20 protein-coding genes are annotated in these 20,374 nt (G+C 71.6%); 12 read left to right on the forward strand and 8 right to left on the reverse strand.

What is annotated here, in order from left to right:
* Window positions 1-13: 13 nt before the first annotated feature.
* Window positions 14-256 carry a response regulator transcription factor gene (locus IEZ13_RS10035; protein WP_183220534.1) on the reverse strand — a complete coding sequence of 81 codons (243 nt, stop codon included), beginning with the start codon at window positions 254-256 and terminating at the stop codon, window positions 14-16.
* Window positions 257-392: 136 nt separating this feature from the next.
* On the opposite strand from IEZ13_RS10035, the gene IEZ13_RS10040 reads away from it, so the two are divergent.
* The gene (locus IEZ13_RS10040; protein WP_229794587.1) at window positions 393-860 is read left to right on the forward strand and encodes a peroxiredoxin; all 468 of its coding nucleotides are present in this window, start codon (window positions 393-395) and stop codon (window positions 858-860) included.
* On the opposite strand, the gene IEZ13_RS10045 is transcribed toward IEZ13_RS10040, so the two are convergent.
* Both IEZ13_RS10045 and IEZ13_RS10050 read right to left on the reverse strand, forming a co-directional pair.
* Window positions 832-1,971 carry an acyltransferase family protein gene (locus IEZ13_RS10045; RefSeq protein ID WP_260179109.1) on the reverse strand — a complete coding sequence of 380 codons (1,140 nt, stop codon included), beginning with the start codon at window positions 1,969-1,971 and terminating at the stop codon, window positions 832-834. The two genes, IEZ13_RS10040 and IEZ13_RS10045, sit on opposite strands and share 29 nt — an antisense overlap.
* Complete coding sequence (locus tag IEZ13_RS10050) at window positions 1,968-2,858, reverse strand: alpha/beta hydrolase (RefSeq protein ID WP_221245471.1); 891 nt, start codon at window positions 2,856-2,858, stop codon at window positions 1,968-1,970. Before IEZ13_RS10050 ends, IEZ13_RS10045 begins: the two co-directional genes overlap by 4 nt.
* A 125-nt stretch (window positions 2,859-2,983) precedes the next feature.
* Between IEZ13_RS10050 and IEZ13_RS10055 the strand changes: the two genes are divergently transcribed.
* The 3 genes from IEZ13_RS10055 to IEZ13_RS10065 all read left to right on the forward strand — a co-directional run bounded on the left by IEZ13_RS10055 (window position 2,984) and on the right by IEZ13_RS10065 (window position 5,291).
* Window positions 2,984-4,135: a sensor histidine kinase gene (locus IEZ13_RS10055; RefSeq protein ID WP_183220540.1), complete on the forward strand. Its 1,152-nt coding sequence runs from the start codon at window positions 2,984-2,986 to the stop codon at window positions 4,133-4,135.
* Window positions 4,132-4,794, forward strand: a complete 663-nt coding sequence (locus IEZ13_RS10060) for a response regulator (protein ID WP_183220542.1) — start codon at window positions 4,132-4,134, stop codon at window positions 4,792-4,794. The genes IEZ13_RS10055 and IEZ13_RS10060 overlap by 4 nt, the downstream gene beginning before the upstream one ends.
* A 212-nt stretch (window positions 4,795-5,006) precedes the next feature.
* Window positions 5,007-5,291, forward strand: a complete 285-nt coding sequence (locus IEZ13_RS10065; protein WP_229794588.1) for an MDR/zinc-dependent alcohol dehydrogenase-like family protein — start codon at window positions 5,007-5,009, stop codon at window positions 5,289-5,291.
* Between the two features lies 1 nt (window position 5,292).
* Here the strand turns inward: IEZ13_RS10065 and IEZ13_RS10070 are convergent, their stop codons facing one another.
* Together IEZ13_RS10070 and IEZ13_RS10075 are read right to left on the reverse strand one after the other, a co-directional pair.
* Window positions 5,293-5,847: an SMI1/KNR4 family protein gene (locus IEZ13_RS10070; RefSeq protein ID WP_183220544.1), complete on the reverse strand. Its 555-nt coding sequence runs from the start codon at window positions 5,845-5,847 to the stop codon at window positions 5,293-5,295.
* Window positions 5,848-5,865: 18 nt separating this feature from the next.
* Entirely contained in the window at window positions 5,866-6,057 is a 192-nt protein-coding gene (locus IEZ13_RS10075) for a hypothetical protein (protein ID WP_183220546.1), read from the reverse strand.
* A gap of 166 nt (window positions 6,058-6,223) precedes the next feature.
* On the opposite strand from IEZ13_RS10075, the gene IEZ13_RS10080 reads away from it, so the two are divergent.
* From IEZ13_RS10080 to IEZ13_RS10110, 7 genes are all read left to right on the forward strand, one after another.
* The gene (locus IEZ13_RS10080; protein ID WP_183220548.1) at window positions 6,224-7,414 is read left to right on the forward strand and encodes a glycosyltransferase family protein; all 1,191 of its coding nucleotides are present in this window, start codon (window positions 6,224-6,226) and stop codon (window positions 7,412-7,414) included.
* Window positions 7,415-7,620: 206 nt separating this feature from the next.
* The gene (locus IEZ13_RS10085) at window positions 7,621-9,051 is read left to right on the forward strand and encodes an FAD-dependent monooxygenase (protein WP_183220550.1); all 1,431 of its coding nucleotides are present in this window, start codon (window positions 7,621-7,623) and stop codon (window positions 9,049-9,051) included.
* Between the two features lie 210 nt (window positions 9,052-9,261).
* Window positions 9,262-10,749: an FG-GAP repeat domain-containing protein gene (locus IEZ13_RS10090; protein ID WP_183220552.1), complete on the forward strand. Its 1,488-nt coding sequence runs from the start codon at window positions 9,262-9,264 to the stop codon at window positions 10,747-10,749.
* 117 nt (window positions 10,750-10,866) lie between these two features.
* On the forward strand, window positions 10,867-12,009 hold the full coding sequence (locus IEZ13_RS10095; protein WP_183220553.1) for a DegT/DnrJ/EryC1/StrS family aminotransferase: 1,143 nt from the start codon (window positions 10,867-10,869) through the stop codon (window positions 12,007-12,009).
* Window positions 12,010-12,026: 17 nt separating this feature from the next.
* Entirely contained in the window at window positions 12,027-12,647 is a 621-nt protein-coding gene (locus IEZ13_RS10100) for a sugar transferase (protein WP_183220555.1), read from the forward strand.
* Window positions 12,640-13,272, forward strand: a complete 633-nt coding sequence (locus IEZ13_RS10105) for an acetyltransferase (protein ID WP_183220557.1) — start codon at window positions 12,640-12,642, stop codon at window positions 13,270-13,272. The genes IEZ13_RS10100 and IEZ13_RS10105 overlap by 8 nt, the downstream gene beginning before the upstream one ends.
* 13 nt (window positions 13,273-13,285) lie before the next feature.
* Window positions 13,286-14,557 (forward strand): glycosyltransferase family 4 protein, encoded by a 1,272-nt coding sequence (locus IEZ13_RS10110; protein WP_183220559.1) that lies wholly within the window; start codon window positions 13,286-13,288, stop codon window positions 14,555-14,557.
* On the opposite strand, the gene IEZ13_RS10115 is transcribed toward IEZ13_RS10110, so the two are convergent.
* From IEZ13_RS10115 to IEZ13_RS10125, 3 genes are all read right to left on the reverse strand, one after another.
* The gene (locus tag IEZ13_RS10115) at window positions 14,476-15,669 is read right to left on the reverse strand and encodes an O-antigen ligase family protein (protein WP_183220560.1); all 1,194 of its coding nucleotides are present in this window, start codon (window positions 15,667-15,669) and stop codon (window positions 14,476-14,478) included. The genes IEZ13_RS10110 and IEZ13_RS10115 overlap by 82 nt on opposite strands.
* An 85-nt stretch (window positions 15,670-15,754) precedes the next feature.
* The gene (locus IEZ13_RS10120) at window positions 15,755-17,035 is read right to left on the reverse strand and encodes a lipopolysaccharide biosynthesis protein (protein ID WP_183220562.1); all 1,281 of its coding nucleotides are present in this window, start codon (window positions 17,033-17,035) and stop codon (window positions 15,755-15,757) included.
* Window positions 17,032-18,411, reverse strand: coding sequence for a tyrosine-protein kinase domain-containing protein (locus IEZ13_RS10125; RefSeq protein ID WP_183220564.1), 1,380 nt, complete (start codon window positions 18,409-18,411; stop codon window positions 17,032-17,034). The genes IEZ13_RS10120 and IEZ13_RS10125 overlap by 4 nt, the downstream gene beginning before the upstream one ends.
* 89 nt (window positions 18,412-18,500) lie before the next feature.
* Here IEZ13_RS10125 and IEZ13_RS10130 point away from each other — a divergent pair, with 89 nt between their 5' ends.
* On the forward strand, window positions 18,501-20,330 hold the full coding sequence (locus tag IEZ13_RS10130) for a nucleoside-diphosphate sugar epimerase/dehydratase (protein WP_183220566.1): 1,830 nt from the start codon (window positions 18,501-18,503) through the stop codon (window positions 20,328-20,330).
* Window positions 20,331-20,374: the final 44 nt, after the last annotated feature.

Raw genomic sequence — 20,374 nt, forward strand, 5'->3', positions numbered from 1 at the left:
CCGGGCACCTCGATCATTGCAGGACACCGGCGCGGAAGGCCTTGGCCACCGCGTGGGCCCTGTCGTTGGCGTCCAGTTTGCGGAAGACGTTCTTCAGGTGGCTGTGGATGGTCGCCGCGCTCAGGTAGAGGTGGGCGCCGATCTGCTTGTTGGTCTTACCCTCCGCCACCAGGGTCAGGATCTGTACCTCCCGGTGGCTGAGCGAGTCGATGTCGATGGGGGAGAGTCGGCGCGAGGTCCGAAAGAGTTCATCCATGGATCTCACTGTCCAGCCGGTCAGTGGCCCGTTCGTGTCACGTACCGGGTGGCCATCGTGCCGTTTCTGGTTTGACATCCCCCGGTCGGCCGGTGAAATGAATGTGACATACGTTCGTGTCCGTAGACTGCGTCGGGTGAGCATCGGCAAAGGCGACATCGCACCCGACTTCGAGCTGTCCGACCAGAACGGCACGCCCCGGCGGCTGACCGACCTGCTGGCGGACGGGCCCGTCGTCCTCTTCTTCTACCCCGCGGCCATGACCAAGGGCTGCACCGCGGAGGCCTGCCACTTCCGGGACCTGGCGGCGGAGTTCCGCGCGGCCGGCGTGCAGCGGGTCGGCATCAGCAGGGACACCGTCGAGAAGCAGAAGCTCTTCGCGGAGACCCACACCTTCGACTACCCGCTGCTGTCCGATCCCGATTCGGCGACCATCGCGGCGTACGGCGTGAAGCGCAAGCTGAACCTCGGCCCGCTGAGCACCAAGCGGATGACGTTCGTGATCGGCACCGACCGGAAGATCCTCGACGTCATCCACAGTGAGCTGGACATGAACCAGCACGCCGCCGAGGCTCTCAGCGTGGCGGCCGCCGCCGAGTCCTGACCCGCTCCGCGCGGTGGAAGGCCGCGCAGAGCGCCACCAGGGTCACGGCGAAGACCGGCAGCCACAGCAGGCGGTGCAGTGGCCACATCCCGGCGGGCGCGTCGGACAGGCCGGGCAGCGGGCCGGCGAGCAGCCCGCCGAAGGTGACCAGCAGCAGGGCGCTCTGGTGCCAGCAGTAGACGGTCATCGCCGACCGATTGAGCACGGCGACCGGCGCCCCGACGACCGGTCGCCGCAGCCATCCGGCCAGCCGGTCCCGCACCAGCAGGAACACCCCGATCTGCGCGGCGGCCAGGGCCAGGGCGAACAGCGACGGGGGATCGAGGTTCGACCAGCCGTCGCCGGGGACGCCCACCGCGCTGGCCGGATAGCCGGCGAGCAGCACCAGGGCGGCGCCGGCCAGCACACCCGCCGGCGCCAGGATCCGGCCGGCCCGGCGGGGGAGGGACCCGTCGGCCAGGGCGACACCCAGCAGATACGGCACCGCCCAGCCCGCCACCGTGGCCAGTGGATGCAGCCACGTCGCCACATCGAGGTGACGGGTGACGTCACAGGCCGCCACCAGCGCGATCGCCGGGGCCAGCGGCCACAGCCGGAATCGGCCGACCGCGGCCCGCAGCAGCGGAGCGATCACGGTCAGGATCAGATAGACGATCAAGAACCAGAGCGGATGTACGAGCAGCGAGCGCACCACGTGCAGGGTGCTGTCCGGTGCGCCGGTTGCCTTCAGCAGCAGCCAGGCGGGCAGCCACACGGCGGCCAGCAGTGCGACCGGACGGGCTAGCCGGACAAATCGGGCGGCGAGTCCGGGGCGGTTGCGCGCGGCCGGGTCACGGCGGCCGCGGGTGGCCCGCTCACGGCGGCTGCGGGCGGCCGCGAATCCGCCGGCGAAGAAGAACAGGCCCAGGGTCTGTAGCACCCATGTCGCCGGGGTCAGCGCGGGGAACGCCGCCAACGGGCTCGCCCCGTGCCACGCCGCGGGCCGGGACGGATCGCTGACCACGGCGGAGACCAGCCAGTGACCGGCGACGACGCCCACGATTGCCACGGCCCGGAGCGCGTCGATCGTACGATCGCGGGTCTCAAGGTTTGTGGATCTTGAAAGAGTCATGGCAGATCACCGGCGATCCGGGCCAACGCCGCCAGCGAATCGGTGCCCGGTGACAGATAGTGATCGTGATCGTGGACGTCCGCGGTGGCGAAAACCCGGGCGCCGAACCCCGGCCCGGCCGGCTTGGCCCCGTGACCCAGCCCGAACAGCCGCGCCGCCGGAACCCACCGCACCCAGTCCTGATCGCTCTGCCCCGCCCACACCCGGGCGCCCGTGCCCAGACCGGCGACGTCGTCGACCCCCATGCCGGCGCTGCCGAACACGGCGATGTCGGTCACCTGCGGCGGCAGCCGGGGCGCGGCGTGCCCGATCACCACCGACCCGTAACTGTGCCCGAGCAGCGCGATCGTCGCCCGCGGGCGAACCGCGACCAGACCGGCCACGAACCGTTCCAGCTCCGCGGCCCCGGCCCGCGCCAGGTTCGCCCGGCCGGCCTCGTCGAACCCCTGCGGCGTGTCGTAACCGAGCCAGGCGATCACCGCGAACCCACCGGATCCCGCCCCGGCCCGCTGGAGGTCGGCGGCCTGCACGGCCGGTGACCGGTACGACTTCCCGCCCACGCCCCGCCAGAAATTCGCCAGCCGGTTGGTCATGCCGGGCACCAGCACCGCGATCCGCCGTGCCGTCGACAGGTCACCGAACACCTGGGCGACCCGGCCCCGCCCGTTCGGGTCGAACAGCAGGAAGTCGCCGTCCGGGCGGTCGATCCCGGCCGCCAGCATGGACCGCCGGTTCGCCTCGTAGCGCAGCGTGATCGGCGCCGTCGGCTGCGCGGCTGCGCTCACCGGGGCCGGAACCGAGGGCGCGGCCAGCACGGTACCCCCCGACGGCGCCACGATGACCGCGGTGACCGCCAGAACCGTCCGCAATCGATTGATCAGGATCATGCCGTTCACGGTGCCGGGCGGCCGGGCGCCGCCACATCGGCCCGGGGACGGCAACGGGATCCGCCCGTGGGCGTAAGCCCGCGAGCCGATGCGCCGGTGATCTTCACGTCGATACAGTCGGCCGCATGCCTACCCCACCGAACCGGACGGGTGGCGTGCTGGCCTGGAGCGCCGCGCTCCTGTTCCCGTTCGCCCTGTTCGCCACGCTCACCCTGCCGGGCGGCGGCGCGAACCTGCTCCAGGTGCCCCTGGTCGCCCTCGCGCTGCTGCTGCCCCTGGGACTGGCCCGCCGATCCCCGCTGCCGGCTCTCCTGGTGCTGCTCGCCGGTGGTGTAGCCGTCCTGTTCATCGTCCAGAACGAGTCCCTCGTCAGCATCCTCCTCATCGTCCTGGTCATCGTGGCCGACGGCATGGTGGGCAACGTGGCGGCGACCCGGCCACGGCGCCTGTCGTTGCCGGCGGCAGCCCTGACCGCGGTCGTGGCGGGAACCCTGGCCGTGACCGTCGGCCGGGCCGGCGACGTGGCGACGGTGCTCACCGCGATCCTGCTGGGGGTCATCACCGCCTGGGTGATCGGCGACTCGATCCGGCAGCGCCGCCGGCACGCCGCCACCCAGCGGGAGCAGGCCGAGGCCCGGGCCGTCGAGGCGGAACGGCTGCGGATCGCCCGTGAGCTGCACGACATGGTCGCGCACAGCATCGCCGTCATCGCCGTACAGGCCGGCATGGGCCGCCGCGTCATCGACACCCGGCCCGCCGAGGCCCGCAACGCCCTGGCCAACATCGAGGACACCAGCCGGGAGACCGCGGCCGCCCTGCGCCGGATGCTCGTCAGCCTGCGCCGCGGCGACGGCGACTCCGGCCCGGCGCCACGGGACCCCGCTCCGGGCCTGGCCGACCTCGACGACCTCGTCACCCGCAGCGCCCAGGCCGGTGTGGAGGTCCGGCTGCGCCGCCACGGCGACCGGACGCCGCTGCCGCCCGACATCGACCTGTCCGCGTTCCGCATCGTCCAGGAGGCGGTGACCAACGTGATCCGGCACGCCGGCACCGGCCACTGCGACGTCGGCGTCCACCAGGACGACCGTGCGCTCGCCATCGAGGTCACCGACGACGGCCCCGGCACGGGCGTGCCCGCCGTCGCCGGCAGCGGGAACGGCCTCACCGGCATGCGCGAACGCGTCAGCCTGCTGGGCGGCGAGTTCGCCTCCGGCCCCCGGCCCGGCGGCGGATTCCGGATCGCCGCGACCATTCCGATCCCGGAGGCCACCCGATGAGCGTGCGCGTGGTGCTCGCCGACGACCAGCCGCTGATCCGCAGCGGGCTACGGGTTCTCATCGACGACACCGAGGACCTGCGGGTCGTCGGCGAGGCCGCCACCGGGGCCGAGGCCGTGCGCCTGGTCCGCGAACAGGAACCCGACGTCGTCGTCATGGACATCCGGATGCCGGTCATGGACGGGATCGAGGCCACCCGGCACATCACCGCCGGAACCGGCCCGGCCCGGGTGCTCATGCTCACCACGTTCGACGACGACGAGTACGTCTACTCCGCCCTGCGTGCCGGAGCCAGCGGGTTCCTGGTCAAGGACATGGCACTCGACGACATCCTCGGCGCCATCCGGGTGGTCGCCGCCGGGGACGCCCTGATCGCCCCGAGCGTCACCCGCCGCCTCATCGAGCATTTCGCCGCCGCCCCCACGCCGGCCCCGCCGCCGGTCCGGCCACGCGCCGACGACACGATCACCGAGCGGGAGCGTGAGGTGCTCACCCTCGTGGGCCGCGGCCGGTCGAACGCCGAGATCGCCGAGGAACTGCACATCAGCCCGGCGACCGCCAAGGCCCACGTGGCCCGGCTCTTCACCAAGCTCGACGCCCGCGACCGGGTCCATCTGGTGATCCTCGCGTACGAGATGGGTCTGGTCGCCCCCTCGTAGGGTGCCCTGCCGGTACCTGTCTCACCAGTGACTCCCTGCCGCCCGGCTGCTGGCGCTTTGATGGTGGTGAGAACCTTCCTGAGGAGGACAACCATGCGCCAGGCAGTCATGTACGCCCCCGGTGACGTCCGCGTGGAGCAGCGCGACCGCCCGGCCGTCGCCCGCCCGACCGACGCGGTCATCCGGGTCGAGGCGGCGTGTGCCAGGAGTCGATGCTGCAGGCGATCCGCTCCACGCGGCCCGGCGGGCACGTGGGCTACGTCGGCGTCGCCCACGAGGTCACGCTGCCCGGCATGGAGCTGTTCCTGTCCGGCGTTCACCTGCACGGCGGCCCGGCCCCGGTGCGCCGCTTCCTGCCCGAGCTGATCGACCTCGCCCTCAAACGAGAGATCGACCCGGGCCGGGTGTTCGACCTGTCGCTCCCACTCGACGAGGCGGCCGAGGGCTACCGGGCGATGGACGAGCGCCGCTCCATCAAGGCACTGCTCAGGCCCTGACTCACGTTGCCGGCAGGCCGGTGATCTCCTCGTAGAGGGCGTCGTACCCGGCGTCGTCGACCAGATCGAGCAGGCCGTCGTCGTCCACGGCGTAGACGCCCCTGTCGAAGCAGGCGTTGGTGACGGCCACCAGTTCGGCGACCGAGTTGAACTCGACGACCGGGTGGCCCGGCACCAGCAGCGACACGACCACCGGCTCCTCGCCCGGCGTGTTCCAGGCGGCCACGTACAGGTCGATTCCGCCGTCACGCAGCAGCGGCACCCAGTGGGCGTAGGGCAGCTCGACGGACAGATCGGCTTTGGTCTCGTCGAGGGCGACCGGCCAGTAGCCCGGGATCACCCAGCAGTCGCCGATCGTCTGGCCGTCCGCGTCGTCGACGCCGTCACACCACGAGAACCAGGATCGGACCGCCGCCGGCACATCGGCGCCGAGCACGGCGGTGATCTCCTCATCCGGCCGTCCGGGCCGCAGCCAGTCGGCGGCCGGCGCGCCGAGCCGGCTCAGCCGGCCACTCCACTCGCGCAGGGCGTTTCCGAGATCGTCGTCCGCATCCACGAGCAGGAAGGTAGCAGGTCAGAAGTATTCTTCCGGACAGTCCCAGGGGTTGCCGCTCTCCGGCGAGCCCGGCTCCGTCACCACGACGAACCCACCGCCCTTCCCGGCATCGGCCGGGTGGTCGGCCGGCAGGGGAGTGTTGATGAGCACGAAGGCCGCGGTCAGGGAGAGCGCACCGGCCGCCAGGGAGATCAGATCCCGTCTGCGCATGCCCAGTCCTCTCACCGCACGGATCGTACGCTCCTCAGTCAATCCCCGCCCTCCCGCGCAGGGACGCCCTGATGGGGAATGGACGGTGTGCGGCGGGGAACGGTGCGCCGGGGATCAGTTCGGGCGTTTCGCGTTACGGCGGCGGGCCGCTCGGTAGTTTCCGTGGGTGGCGACCTTCATCATCTACAGCCCCGGTGCGCTGCAGCCCTACGGTCACGCCTTCGACTACGTCGGCGGACTCGGGTCCGGTCTGTGCGGCCAAGGCCACCAGGTGCACGTCGTGACGCACGACGGGCCGCTGGTGCTGTCCGACGTCACTGTGCATACCGCCACCTCCGCGGCCTGGGACCGGCTGCTCGACGTCCTGCCGTCGAGACTGCGCAGGCACGCGTTCCGGCTGCTGGCGGAGCCTCGCCTGCTGTCCACGCTGAGCCGGCTCAGGACGGAGCACCCGGACGCCCCGGTGCTGTTCGAGACGTTCGAGTACCTGAGCCTCGCCCGCTATCTGCGGCGGCACAACGGGGGGTGCACCGGTGGCATCTTCCACTCCACCACCTTCCGCTCCGAACGGGAAGGCGTGCTGCGGACGGCATACAAGCGGGTCTCGGCCCGGGCGGCACGGCGAATCGCACGCAGCCTGGCCGTGGTGTACGTGCACGGCCCGCACCTGCGTCGCAGGCTCCTCGACGAGCTGTCCCTACCCGAGACCTCGCCTGTGCGGGTGCTTGCTTACGGTGCCCCCGACCCCGCCGAAGTCGTGGTCCCCACCCGGGAGACGGCGCGGGAGGCGCTCGGGCTCCCGGCCGGGAAGAACATCCTGCTGTCGTTGGGCACGCTGCGCCGCGACAAGGATCTGTCCACGCCGGTGCGCGCCGTCGCAGCCAGCCCGGACTGGGTGCTCGTGCACGCCGGCCCGGAGGGCGACGCGTCCTATCGAGAGCTGGAGCAGCTGGGTGAGGCGAACGGGCTCGGCGACCGGCTCGTGATCCACAAACGGTTCATCCCGGCGGTCGAGCACTCCCTCTACTTCGGCGCGGCCGATCTGGTGTCCGCGTTCTACGACCCGGCGATGACCCACGAGAGCGGGACGGCGAAGCGGGTGCGCGCGTTCTCCCGGCCGCTGCTCGCGGCGGGCCCCCCGGACCTGCTCGACTACGTCACCGAGTGGGGCGTCGGCTACACCGTCCCGCCCCATGACGTGGATGCGGCAGCTGAAGCCCTCCGCCGTCATGCCGGTCTGTCACCCGAGGACGCCGCGGCGCTCGAGCAGCGCATCCACCGCGCGGGGCAGGAGTTGTCGTGGCGAGCGGTCGCCGCGACCGTCGCCGCCGACCTCTGCCCGGACGATACGACGTAGTACAGCTTCACGAACAAGGCCGGGCGGGAAAGGACTGGACGCGACGATGCCCGGGCTTGTACTTTGCAGCTGCCCGTGACACCGCCTGAGGAGGTGAGACCCATGAACGTTGTATCGCAGTGGGTGCTCCCTCTTACCGTCACGGTTGGGCGATTGACGTAGGTGTCGCCGGGAGCGCCGCGAAGGCACTCCTGGAAGGCAACACCATGGAATTCGATGTGATCATCGCCGGTTGCGGGCCGGCCGGCGCGATGCTCGCCGCCGAGCTGCGGCTGCACGACGTGCGGGTTCTCGTCGTGGAGAAAGAGACCGAGCCGGCCTCGTTCGTCCGGATCGTCGGTCTGCACATTCGCAGCCTCGAACTGTTGGCGATGCGCGGGCTGCTCGACCGCATTCGAGAACACGGGCGACGGCGCCCGGCCGCCGGCTTCTTCGCCGCGATCGACAAACCTCAACCCCACAACCTCGATTCGGGGTACGCCTACCTGCTCGGCATTCCGCATCCGGTGATCGTCCGGCTGCTGGAGGAACACGCGGTCGCAGTGGGCGCGGAGGTCCGGCACGGTGCGGCGGTGACCGGTCTCGAGCAGGACGACGAGGGTGTGACCGTCGAACTGGGCAGCGGGGAGACGGTGCGTGCCCGCTATCTGGTCGGCTGCGACGGCGGCCGCAGCACGGTGCGCAAACTCCTGGGCGTCGGCTTCCCGGGGGAGCCCGCGCGTAACGAGACGCTGATGGGCGAGCTGGGCGTGACCGCCCCGGCGGAGGAGATCGCCGCCCGGATGGCCGAGATCAGCGTGACCGACAGGCGGTTCAGTCTGCGGCCCGCCGGTGATGGCGTCTACGGCGTGGTGATCCCGGTGGAGGGTGTCAGCGATCGTGGGGAGCCGCCCACCCTCGACGATTTCAAGAAGCAGTTGCAGATCGTCGCGGGAACCGATTTCGGGGTGCATTCCCCGCGCTGGATGTCCCGTTTCGGCGATGCCACGCGGATGGCCGAGAGCTATCGGGTGGGGCGGGTTCTTCTGGCCGGCGACGCGGCCCACATTCATCCGCCGATCGGCGGGCAGGGCCTCAATCTGGGTGTGCAGGACGCGTTCAACCTGGGCTGGAAACTGGCCGCGCAGATCCGCGGATGGGCGCCGGAGACACTGCTGGACACGTATGAGGATGAACGCCGTCCGGTCGCCGCGGACGTACTGGACAACACCCGCGCCCAGATGGCGTTGGTGTCCTCCGAACCGGGTGCTCAGGCCGTACGAAAATTGTTGTCGGAATTGATGGATTTCGACGAGGTGAATCGGTTTCTGATCGGGAAGATCGTCGGGATCGACATCCGGTACGACTTCGGTGCGGGTCCCGATCTGCTGGGCCGGCGCATGCCCGACGTCGAGGTGAAGCAGGGACGGCTCTACGGGCTGCTGCACCGCGGCCGTGGCCTGCTGCTGGACCGCACCGAACGGCTGACCGCCGGCGGCTGGGCGGACCGTGTCGACCATCTCGCCGATCCCACCGCGGCTCTGGACGCGCCGGCCGTGCTACTGCGCCCGGACGGGCATGTCGTCTGGATCGGTGACGACCAGCGGGATCTGGACGAGCGACTCGCCCGCTGGTTCGGCCGCCCGATCGCCGGCTGAGAAGAGGCGCCGGATCGGCGGCTGACAACTCCGCCTCGGTGATGGGCCGCACCTACCCGGGTCCCGGCTCCACGATCGGCCCCGCGGTGGTCTTCGGACTGCGTGCCGCCCGGCACATGGCCCGCGGGTGAAAGGTACGCCTTTCGGGTGAGTGACGTCATGTGGCACATTGGCCAGGCACAGAGGCGAGTAACGGGGGTCTGGTACGACATGGCGGTTTCACGACAGCGGCGCCGGATGCTCAGGGCGTTGTCCGCGGCGACGATCGCGGCGGCGGTGCTGTCCCCGGCGGCGCCGGCGTGGGCCGCTCCCGGCTATCCCTCGCTGGCCCCGTGCGTGCCGGGCGTGGCGACGGCGGCCGACGACGCGATCGCCGCCCAGCTCAAGCCGATGATGAACGGCCGCCGCCTCGGCTCCGCGGTGACCGGCCCCCGGATCGCCTGTGCCCGCGCGATCGTCGCCACCGTCCAGTCCCGGGGGCTGGGCCAGCGCGCCGCCGTGATCGCCGTCACCACCGCGATCGCCGAGAGCACGCTGAACAACCACACCGTCGCCTACGACCACGACAGTCTCGGCCTGTTCCAGCAGCGGCCCTCGCAGGGGTGGGGCAAGCCCGCGCAGGTGGTGGACCCGGTCTACGCCACCAACGCGTTCCTCAACGCGATGCTGCGCAAACACCCGGGCGGCGCCTGGATGACCGGCGACATCGGAGCGATCTGCCAGCGGGTGCAGGGCTCGGCACTGCCGCTGGCGTACGCCCCGGAGGCCCACGACGCGCAGCTCATCGTCGGGCGGTTGTGGACACAGGCGGGTGCGGCGCCGGCACCGCAGCCGACGGCGCCGTCCGGGCCGTACCAGAAGGCGCTCGCCGCGGCGGGCACCCAGCTGGGCGCTCTCGCCGGGCGGCACGAGCTCGCGCTGGCCGACTGGAACGGCGACGGCCGGCCCGACCTGTTCGTCGTCGAGGGCACCGGGACGGCCAGCGGCAAGACCGAGATCCGCATCATGGACGGCGCCGCCAACTTCGCGGCCCTGCTGCTGAACAGGGTGACCGCGCTCGACGAGACCGGCGACCTGTACACCTACGCGATCGCCGACATCAACGGCGACAAACGGCCGGACCTCGTGGTGGTGCAGCGCTCCGGCACCACGAGCGGCACCGCCGAGGTGACCGTCCTCGACGGGGCGTCGGCCTTCCGGCAGCAACTGCTCCACACCGGTACGCCGCTGGCCGCCAACGACGAACGCCGGGAGTTCGCCGTGACCGACTGGAACGGCGACGCCCACCCGGATCTCGTCGTCACCAAGACCTCCGGCACCCCCGGCAACCGGATGCAGGTCCAGCTTCTCGACGGAGCCGCGAACTTCCAGCGGCACCTGACTCCGGCGATCGTCACCGCGGAGCCCGCGAACCCTGACCACCGGGTGCTCGTGACCGATTTCAACAACGACCGGCGGCCCGACCTGGTGATCGCCGAGACGTCCGCCAAGGCCGACGGCCGGACCCGGCTGCGCGTGCTCGACGGGGCGACCGGGTTCCAGCGCACGCTGTTCAAGGCCGACACCGCCCCGGGCGTCACCCACCACCTCGAGCTGCTGATCACCGAGTGGAACGGCGACCGCCGCCCGGACCTGTTGCTGGTGCAGGAGAACGGCACCGCCAGCGGCCGTACCGAAATGGTGGTTCTCGGCGGTTAGCCGCCCTCCTCCGGTAGGCCGATTGACCGGATGTCAGCCGTTTGTGCAGCTAGCATGGCTGGCGAGAAGGTCAAGCCGAACACTCCCCCTGGTGCCGGTCACGATGGGTGGTGGGGGATGCAAGCCGATGATCGCGCCGTTCTGCTGTCCGGACCGGATGTCGGTGACCTGGAGCAGGAGTACGTTCTGGCCGCCCTCCGCTCGGGCTGGATCGCACCGGTCGGCCCGGATCTGGACCGGTTCGAGCGGGAGATCGCCGAGCGGGCCGGGGTGCCGCACGCGGTCGCGGTGAACTCCGGGACGGCCGCCCTGCACCTGGCCCTGATGGGCGTCGGCGCCGGTCCCGGTGACGTCGTCGTCGTGCCCACGCTGACCTTCGTGGCCACGGCGAACGCCGTCATGCACGCCGGCGCCACCCCGGTCTTCGCCGACTGCGACCCGGCCACCGGCAACCTCGATCCCGGTCTGCTGGCCGGCGTGCTCGCCGACCTGGACGCCGAGGGGGCACGCGTGCGGGCGGTGATGACCGTCGACCTGTACGGCCAGTGCGCCGACTACGGGCGGATCCTGCCACCCTGCGACCGGTACGGCGTACCCGTCGTCGAGGACGCCACCGAGGCGCTCGGGGCCGCGCACGCCGGGCGCCCGGCCGGCTCGTTCGGGCGGGCCGCGGCGTTCTCGTTCAACGGCAACAAGATCATCACCACGTCGGGCGGCGGCATGCTGGTCACCGCCGACGAACGGCTGGCCGACCGGGCCCGCTACCTGGCCGGTCAGGCACGGCTGCCGGCCGAGCACTACGAGCACGGCGACGTCGGCTACAACTACCGGCTCAGCAATCTGCTGGCCGCGCTGGGCCGGGCCCAGCTGTGCCGCCTGGACGCGATGATCGAACGACGGCGGGCCTTGCACGACGGGTACGCCAAGATCTTCGCGCACGTCGACGGGGTGAGCATGCTCGGCGGCGACGACCCGGCCGCCAACCGCTGGCTCACCGCCGTCGTCGTCGATCCGGACCGGACCGGCTGGCGGGCCCGTGACCTGGCCGTACATCTGGCGGCACGCAACGTGGAGACGCGGCCGGTCTTCAAACCCATGCACCGCCAGCCCGCGTACGCGCACGCCCGCGCCTTCCTGACCGGCGCCGCCGAGCGCCTGTTCGCCGACGGCCTGGTCCTGCCCGGCGGGTCCGCGCTCGGCGACGACCAGGTACGCCGGGTCCTCGACGAGATCACCGAGTTCTTGGAAGGCCACCAATGAAAGCTCGATTCACCGATATGGCGCAGCGAGTCATCGACATCGGCGTGTCCGCGACCGCCCTGGTCGTCACCGCGCCGGTGATGGCCGGGGTCGCCGCGGCGGTCGCGGCCAACCTGGGGCGCCCGGTGCTGTTCCGTCAGCGGCGGCCGGGTCTGCACGGCCACCCGTTCACCCTGGTCAAGTTCCGCACCATGCGGGACGTCGACGAGCGGCGCGGTCTGGTCACCGACGCGGACCGGCTCACCGGCCTGGGCCGGGCACTGCGCTCCACCAGCCTGGACGAACTGCCGACGTTGTGGAACGTGCTGCGCGGCGACATGAGCCTGGTGGGACCGCGGCCGCTGCTCATGCAGTACCTCGACCTGTACAGCCCGGACCAGGCGCGGCGTCATCTGGTCCGGCCGGGGGTCACCGGGCTCGCCCAGGTGAGCGGCCGGAACCTGCTGGACTGGGAGGAGCGGCTGGCCCTCGACGTCTGGTACGTCGACCACCGCTCGCTGGCGCTGAACGCCAAGATCTGCCTGCGGACCGTGCTGACCCTGTTCCGCCGGGAGGGCATCTCGGCGCCGGGGGAGGCCACGATGTCGCTGTTCACAGGTTCTCCGCGGGTCGTGGCGGAAGCCGACGGCGATGCCTGAACCGATCGTCATCGTCGGGTGCGGGGGCTACGGCCGGGAGATCTTCGGCGTCATCGCGGCCGTCAACGGCGCCGGCGGCTCGTGGAAGGTGACGGGCTTCCTCGACGACACCCCGTCCGAGGCGAACCTGCGCCGTCTGGACCGGCTCGGCACCGCCTGGCTGGGCCCGAACGCGCTGCTGGCGGAGCTGGACGCGCACTACGTCATGGGCATCGGCGATCCGCGGACCCGGGCCGTGGTCACCGCCCTGCTGGAACCGTTCGGCAGGCCCGCGGCCACCCTCGTGCACCCGGCGGCCGTCCAGGGGCCGCACAATCTCCTGGCCGACGGGGTGGTGCTGTGCGCCGGGGCCCAGATCACCACGAACGTGACCCTGGGCCGGCACACGCACCTCAACCTGAACGCGACGGTGGGCCACGACTCGGTGCTCGCCGACCACGTACAGGTGAATCCGCTCGCGGCGGTGTCCGGCGACTGCGAGATCGGGCGGGAGGTGCTGATCGGCACCGGCGCCGTGGTGCTCCAGGGCCGGGAGGTGGGTGACGGCGCGACGGTGGGCGCGAGCGCCTGCGTGGCCCGGGACGTCGGCGCCGGGCAGATCGTCAAGGGCGTGCCGGCCAGATAGCGGAGATGACATCGTGCGGATCACCTACATCCACCAGTACTTCAAGACGCCCGGGATGTCCGGCGGAACCCGGTCGTACGAGTTCGCCCGGCGCCTGGTCGACCGCGGCCACGAGGTGCACATGATCACCGGTGATCCGGACGGCGACCGAGCCCGGGTCACCCGGGAGGCGGGCATCGTCGTGCACTGGCTGCCGGTGCCGTACAGCAACGCGATGTCGTACCGTCGCCGGATCGGGGCGTTCTTCGACTTCGTCCGCCGGTCGACGGTCGAGGCGGCCCGGATCCCGGCCGATCTCGTCCTCGCGACCAGCACCCCGCTCACCGTGGCGATCCCCGGCGCGTACGCGGCCATGCGCCGCCGCGTGCCGATGGTGCTGGAGGTCCGCGACGTGTGGCCGGAGCTGCCGATCGCGATGGGCGCGCTCCGGTCACCGGTCAGCCGCTGGGCGGCCGAGCGGCTGGAGGCGTGGGCCTACCGCCGGGCGGCGCACGTCATCGCGCTGTCCCCGGGCATGGCCGCCAGCATCCAGCGCCGTTTCCCACGGGTGGGGGTCACCGTCGTGCCCAACAGCTCCGACATCGGCCTGTTCGCCGGGGCCGACCGGGCCGGGGCGGTCCTGCGCGAGGAGACGCCGTGGCTGGGGGACCGGCCGCTGGTCCTCTACGCCGGCACGCTCGGCCCGGCCAACGGCGTCGACTACCTGGTCCGGATGGCGGCGTGCCTGGCCGAGACGGCCCCCGACGCCCGCGTCGCGATCATCGGCGATGGCCGGATGCGCGACAGCCTCCGGGAATTGGCCGCCGGGCTGGGTGTCCTGGACCGCAACCTGTTCCTGCTGGGGCCGGTCAGCAAGGAGCGGGTGGTGGCGTTCTTCGGCGCGTGCGACCTGGCGACGTCGGTGTTCGTCGACATCCCCGAGCTGGGGAACAACTCGCCGAACAAGGTCTTCGACGCGTTCGCCGCGGGCCGTCCGGTGGCCGTCAACCACGGTGGGTGGATCGCCGACCTGCTGACCGAGAGCGGCGCCGGCCTGGTGCTGCCGGCCGGCGATCCCGGGGCGGCGGCCATCGCGGTCGCCGACTTCCTGGGCGACGAGTCCGACCGCACGTCCGCGCGGGCGGCGGCGTCCGCCCTGGCCCGCGACCGTTTCGACCGTGACCTGCTGTTCGAGGACTTCGAGCGGGTCCTGGACCGGGCCGTCTACCGCGGCAGTGGGGCCGGCGCCCGCGCGGGCCGGACCACGGCCAGCAAGAGGAAGATCCACATCAGCCGCGCGTCGTAGTAGTCGCCGGAGAACAGGCTGGTGGCGCCCATGAAGATGCCGCAGTAGGCGGCGAACCGGGCTTCCAGGCTGCGTTCGCTCTTCGGCACGGCGGTGTACGCCTGCCACAGGATCAGCCACGCCAGGGCCAGCAGCGCCAGCCCGACGAACCCGCCCTCGGCCGCGACCGACAGCGGCAGGTTGTGCACGTAACTCTCGCCGGAGCCGAGATCGGCGATCGTATGGAAGCCGTTCAGCCCGGTGCCGAGCAGCGGCCGCTGCCAGAAGATCTGCAGCGCCATCTGGAACAGCACGTCGCGGTCGGAGGTGTATCCCTGCTCGACGGTCCCCTCGAGGAACCGGGTCCGCACGAAGTCGGCGATCGACGGCCCGGCCGTGACCACCAGGATCGCGGTCACCGCGACCATCAGGGCGAGCGGCTTGGCGATCCGGTCGATGTTGAGCCGGGGCCGGATCGCCAGCAACGCGACGGCGACGGTGATGCCGAACGAGATGAGGCCGCCCCGGGAGCCGGAGGCGATCGCGCCGAACAGGAACACCGGGATCGGCACCAGCCACGTCAGCTTGTCGCCGCTGCGCAGGTACAGGTAGAACGATGTGAAGACGCCCATGATCATGAGGCGGATGAACACGTTCGGGCCGCCGCCGAAAGCCGCCCACCGTCCGGTCACGTCGCGGCCCAGCCCGGTCGCGCCGGCCAGGAAGTAGATCCAGGCCGCGACGTAGAACATCTTGAAGGTCATCTCGGTGACCCGGTCACGGTCCCAGGCGGCGAGATTGAAGTAGATTACCAGCACTCCGGTGATCGCGCACAGGTCGCCGAGCCCCGGCCCGGTCACCGAGCCCGGCGGCACCCACAGCACCGACAGCCCCTGATAGCCGAACAGCAACAGGATGCCGAGCAGCGCCTGCCCGCCCTCGGCCGGGCGTGGGCCGACCCGGCTTGCCTCCAGAACAAGACCCAACAGCAGGATCAAGAACAGGGGTACGCGTACGTCGTTGAGGATCGGGATGTCCAGACCGGCCCGGGTCAGCGTGAAACGGCCGGCCAGGGTCACCACGAACGCGAGCAGCACGACCAGGCCGGGCCGGGGCGTGTCCGGGGCGGTCATGACTGTGCCTTCTTGGTCATGCCCGCCCGGCCCTCGCCTGCGAGACCGTCGTCAGCTACGGCCGGCTGCCGCTCGGTGCAGTTGGTCATGACGGAGACCGGCGCAGGGCGGTCGCGGCGAGCCCCACCCCGGTGAGCCCCAGCACCGTGGCCGCCGACAGAAGCCCGAGCATCGACGCGTACGACGGAGTGAGGAACCGGGTGCCGACGGCGGTCATCACGACTTCCACCGTCAGGCAGGCGACCAGCAGCCGGCTCATCGGCTTGGCCTCGAACAGTACGTCCAGCACCGGCCGGGCGGTGTAGAACATCGCCAGCGGGACCGCGGCGAGCACACCGAGCCGCAGCACCGGCACCGCGGCGTCGAATTCGGGGCCGAGGAAGCCGTGCACCATCGGCGGGGCGAACAGGATGATCACGCCGGTCGGCAGCGTGGCGACCACGGCTGCCAGCAACGGCAGCACGGCGAGCCGCCGCCGTACCGCCCGGTGCACGCCGCCGTGGTGGAAGAGCCGGCTGAGCCGGGGCATCAGCACCGGGGTGAGCATGGCGAACACCGAGCAGATCAGGGTGACCGCCGAGGTGGTGAATCCGACGTAGCCCGCGTCCTCGCCGCCGGTCGTCGTCACGGCCACGGCCAGGGTGGGCACCGTGAAGAGGGCGGGCAGGGCCAGTTCCCCGGGCATTCGGCGTACCCCGTACGCGATCAGGGTCTTGACGTCCGGTTCCGGAGCCGGAGACGTGGACGGGGCCGGAGGCCGGCGCCGCCGGACCGCGAAGGTCGCCCCGATGCCCACCACCGCCGTGGCGAGGCCCTGGAGCAGAAGGAAGTCCTCGATCCGGTCGGTGGCGGCGAACGCGGCCAGCGGGACCACGCCGCCGCCGATCCCGAGGGCCAGATTCGAGGCCGCCACCTGGCCGGCGCCGCGGAGGGCGGCCAGCGCGACGGCGCACAGGCTGCTGCCGGCCAGCGTGATCAGGACGGCGGTCGTCGCGGACCTTCCGCCGGGTAGCCCGAGCAGCGCGGCGATCTCGTCACCGGCGACCGCGCCGGCCAGCGCCACGGCGGTGACCAGGCCTGCCTCGATGGACATCGCCTGCAGGGCGAGCCGCCGGGTGGTGTGCACGGTACGTGGCAGGAAGCGGTAGAGGCTCACGCCGAGTCCGAGCAGCACGGCCGGCTGCACGGTGCTCACCACGCTGCGGGCGATCTGGTAGAACGCGAACCCGTCGACACTGCCGCGCTCGGCGACCAGGTGGAACAGGTAGAGCCCGATGCCCAGGACGAGAAACTGCACGAACAGCGTGGCGACGAAGTCGCGGCGTACGGTGGCGGGCACGGCCCGCAGCAGTGACCGGAGGCTCACGAGGCCGGTCTCTTCCGGCCGCCCTGATCGCCCCGGGCCGGCCCGGAGCCGGACAGATAGGTGTCGTAGTTCGGCACCGCGTCCGGGCCCTTGCGGGCGACCATGTTCAGCACGCAGCCCAGCAGCGTGGCGCCGACCGCGTGCAGCGTTTGGACGGCGGCGGTGACCTGCGCCGACGTCGTCCTGTGGGCGCGTACGACCAGCAGCGTGCGGTCGGCGCGGGCGGCGACGACACCGCCGTCGGTGACCGGCAGCAACGGCGGGCAGTCGAAGACCACCACGTCGAACCGCCGGCGTGCCTCCTCGACCAGCTCGGTCATCCGCGATGAGCTGAGCAGCTCGCTCGGGTTGGGCGGGGCCGGCCCGCCGGCGAGCAGCCACAGCCCGGCGCCCCAGGGCTGGAGGACCTGCTCCAGCTCCGCGCCGCCGTTGAGCACCGTGCTCAGCCCGGCCGCGTCCTCCCGGCCCAGGAACGCGGCCAGCCGCGGATGCCGCATCTCGGTCTCGACGATGAGGACCCGCTGCCCGGCCTCGGCGAACAGCAGGGCCAGCCCGCACGCGGTGGACGAGCGGCCCTCGCCGGGGACCGCGCTGGTCACGGCGAGGGTCCGCACCGAACCGGCGGCCGCGGCGCACTGAACCTGCGTACGGATCTCGCGCAGCGCCTCGGTGCGGGCCGAGGCGCCGCGCGAGACGACGGGGTCGCCCGGGTCCATCGGCACCCGGGCCAGCACCGGCGCCGAGGTGAGGGCCTGGAGCGCCGCCGCGGTGCGTACGGTGCGGTCGGTCACCTCCCGGCCGACCACGCCGATCGCGCCCAGGATCAGGCCGGCGACCAGCGCGAGGGCAAGGTTGTTCAGCACGTCCGGCGACACCGGAGCCGTGTCGAGAGCGGGACCGGAGACGACGGTGACCTGAACCGTCGACGGCTCGGCCGGAGCTGGCCGCTCCAGTTCCTCGACGACCCGCGCGAAACGCCCGGTGAGACGGGCGAGCAGCAGCAGGGCCCGGTCGCGGCTCTGGTCCTGAACGCTGACCTTCATCATCACCGTGTCCGGGACGGGCTCTGCGGCGATCGCCGCACGGATCTGTTCGGCGTCCATGTCGACGCCGGGCGTCGCGGCCACCGGGATGACGACCTCGTCGCTGGTCAGCAGTTCGGTGTAGGAGGACATCCGGTTGAAGTTGAACAGGCTGGCCGGGTAGGCGTCGGCGCCGCTGACGGCCGGGGTGGCGAAGAAGAACGTGACGCGTGCGGCGTACACGGGTGTGGTGTTGATGTTGATGATCGTGGCGACCCCGAGCGCGACAGCGACCGAGGCGATCAGCGGCCACCGGTGCCGCCTGACGACCCGGAGGTATTCGCGCAGGCCCACCGAACCTCCCCGCACCCCTTTTCGAGACCGACGATACGGTGATTTAAAGGGATCATCCCGGAATAGCCGAGTTTGATACGCTGACGAACATGAGGCGCGCTCGCCTGCTGCGGCAACTCGTGGACAGCGCCGCGTGGGTGATCGGCCTTGTCGCGGCCGTGTTCATCCGCTACGACTTCGTCCCCGATCTCCGTCCGCTGATCGGCGTCCTGGTCGTGATCGTCCTGGCCGTTCTCGTGCACGCGGCGATCGACCACGCCCGGCAACTGCATCGGGGCATCCACCGTTTCGCCAGCGTCGACGACGCGAACTCGGTGGCCACCACCACCGTGCTGGTCGGGCTCATGCTGACCGCGGCCATCGTGCTGCTGTCCCGACCGCCGGTGCCGGTCGGCGTCCCCGCCCTCGGCGGCATGATCGCGCTGATGATCATGCTCGGCGTCCGCTATCTGTGGCGGGCCCGGCTGTTCCGGCGGCTGCGCCCGGACCGCCGGGTCGCCGCCCCGGCCCTGCTGTTCGGCGCCGGGTCGGCGGGGTCCCTGCTCGTCCAGTCGATGCTGCGCGACCCGACGGGCCGCTGGCTGCCCGTCGGCCTGCTCGACGACGACCCCGCCAAGCGCCGGCTGCGCGTGCACGGCGTACCGGTCCTGGGCACCCGCGACGACATCGCCCAGGCGCTGGCCGACACCGAAGCCGAGCTGGTGGTCTTCGCGGTGGCCAACGCGGACGCCGGCCTGGTCCGCGACATCCGCGACCGGACCCTGGCGGCCGGCGCCACGTTCAAGGTGGTGCCGTCGGTCAGCGAGCTGATGAACCAGCCCATCGAGGTCGGCGACATCCGCGAGGTCCAGGTGACCGACCTGCTGGGGCGCCACCAGATCGACACCGACCTGAGCAGCATCGGCGGCTACCTGACCGGCAAACGCATCCTGGTGACCGGAGCGGGCGGCTCGATCGGGTCGGAACTGTGCCGGCAGATCCACCACTTCCGGCCGGCCGAGCTGATGATGCTGGACCGCGACGAGACGTCCCTGCTCGCCGTCCAGCTGTCGATCGACCCGGCCGCCCGCCTCGACGATCCGGCGGTGATCCTCGCCGACGTCCGCGACGCCGGGCGGATGCGGGAGATCTTCCGCGAGCGGCGACCCGAGGTGGTCTTCCACGCGGCCGCCCTCAAACACCTGGCGCTGCTCCAGCGCTACCCGGGTGAGGCGGTCAAGACCAACATCATCGGCACGCTCAACGTCCTGCGCGCGTCCGGTTCGGTCGAGCGGTTCGTCAACATCTCCACCGACAAGGCCGCCGACCCGACGAGTGTGCTCGGCTACGCGAAACGGATCACCGAACGTCTCACCGCCTGGACCGCCCGGCGCAACCGGGGCACCTTCCTGAGCGTCCGCTTCGGCAACGTCCTCGGCAGCCGCGGATCGGTGTTCACCACGTTCAGCGCCCAGATCGCCGAGGGCGGCCCGCTCACCCTCACCCATCCCGACGTGAGCCGCTACTTCATGACCACGCAGGAGGCGGTCCACCTGGTCATCCAGGCCGCGGCCATCGGCATGGACGGCGAGGCCCTGGTCCTCGAGATGGGCGAACCGGTCCGGATCGCCGAGGTGGCGGCGCAGATGGTCGCCCTGTCGCAGAAGCAGATCCCGATCACCTACACCGGGCTGCGCCCGGGGGAGAAGCTGGCCGAGACGCTGTTCGGCGCCGACGAGGTCGACCGGCGGCCGTTCCACCCGCTGATCTCACACGTCGAGGTGCCGCCCCTGGACCCGGCCGACCTGCACCTGATCCCGCCCGGCGCGGACACCGAGGTGGTGATCACCCAGCTGGCCGACATGTGCGCCCGGCCCGCCGCCGCCGACCGGAGCCCGGCGGACACCGTGGTCCACGAGACGTTCCGGGCTTCGGGGTGAAACCGGCAAAGCGGAAGAAGGCCAATCACCAGCGCCAAAGGGCC

It is taken from the genome of Actinoplanes campanulatus, from assembly GCF_014647795.1.
GTDB classification, from domain to species: Bacteria; Actinomycetota; Actinomycetes; order Mycobacteriales; family Micromonosporaceae; genus Actinoplanes; species Actinoplanes campanulatus.

Coding starts and splice junctions, on each gene's coding strand:
- IEZ13_RS10035 (WP_183220534.1), bottom strand. CDS start 256: ATGGATGAACTCTTTCGGACCTCGCGCCGACTCTCCCCCATCGACATC.
- IEZ13_RS10045 (WP_260179109.1), bottom strand. CDS start 1,971: ATGACTCTTTCAAGATCCACAAACCTTGAGACCCGCGATCGTACGATC.
- IEZ13_RS10050 (WP_221245471.1), bottom strand. CDS start 2,858: ATGATCCTGATCAATCGATTGCGGACGGTTCTGGCGGTCACCGCGGTC.
- IEZ13_RS10055 (WP_183220540.1), top strand. CDS start 2,984: ATGCCTACCCCACCGAACCGGACGGGTGGCGTGCTGGCCTGGAGCGCC.
- IEZ13_RS10060 (WP_183220542.1), top strand. CDS start 4,132: ATGAGCGTGCGCGTGGTGCTCGCCGACGACCAGCCGCTGATCCGCAGC.
- IEZ13_RS10065 (WP_229794588.1), top strand. CDS start 5,007: ATGCTGCAGGCGATCCGCTCCACGCGGCCCGGCGGGCACGTGGGCTAC.
- IEZ13_RS10075 (WP_183220546.1), bottom strand. CDS start 6,057: ATGCGCAGACGGGATCTGATCTCCCTGGCGGCCGGTGCGCTCTCCCTG.
- IEZ13_RS10085 (WP_183220550.1), top strand. CDS start 7,621: ATGGAATTCGATGTGATCATCGCCGGTTGCGGGCCGGCCGGCGCGATG.
- IEZ13_RS10090 (WP_183220552.1), top strand. CDS start 9,262: ATGGCGGTTTCACGACAGCGGCGCCGGATGCTCAGGGCGTTGTCCGCG.
- IEZ13_RS10095 (WP_183220553.1), top strand. CDS start 10,867: ATGCAAGCCGATGATCGCGCCGTTCTGCTGTCCGGACCGGATGTCGGT.
- IEZ13_RS10100 (WP_183220555.1), top strand. CDS start 12,027: ATGGCGCAGCGAGTCATCGACATCGGCGTGTCCGCGACCGCCCTGGTC.
- IEZ13_RS10105 (WP_183220557.1), top strand. CDS start 12,640: ATGCCTGAACCGATCGTCATCGTCGGGTGCGGGGGCTACGGCCGGGAG.
- IEZ13_RS10115 (WP_183220560.1), bottom strand. CDS start 15,669: ATGACCGCCCCGGACACGCCCCGGCCCGGCCTGGTCGTGCTGCTCGCG.
- IEZ13_RS10130 (WP_183220566.1), top strand. CDS start 18,501: ATGAGGCGCGCTCGCCTGCTGCGGCAACTCGTGGACAGCGCCGCGTGG.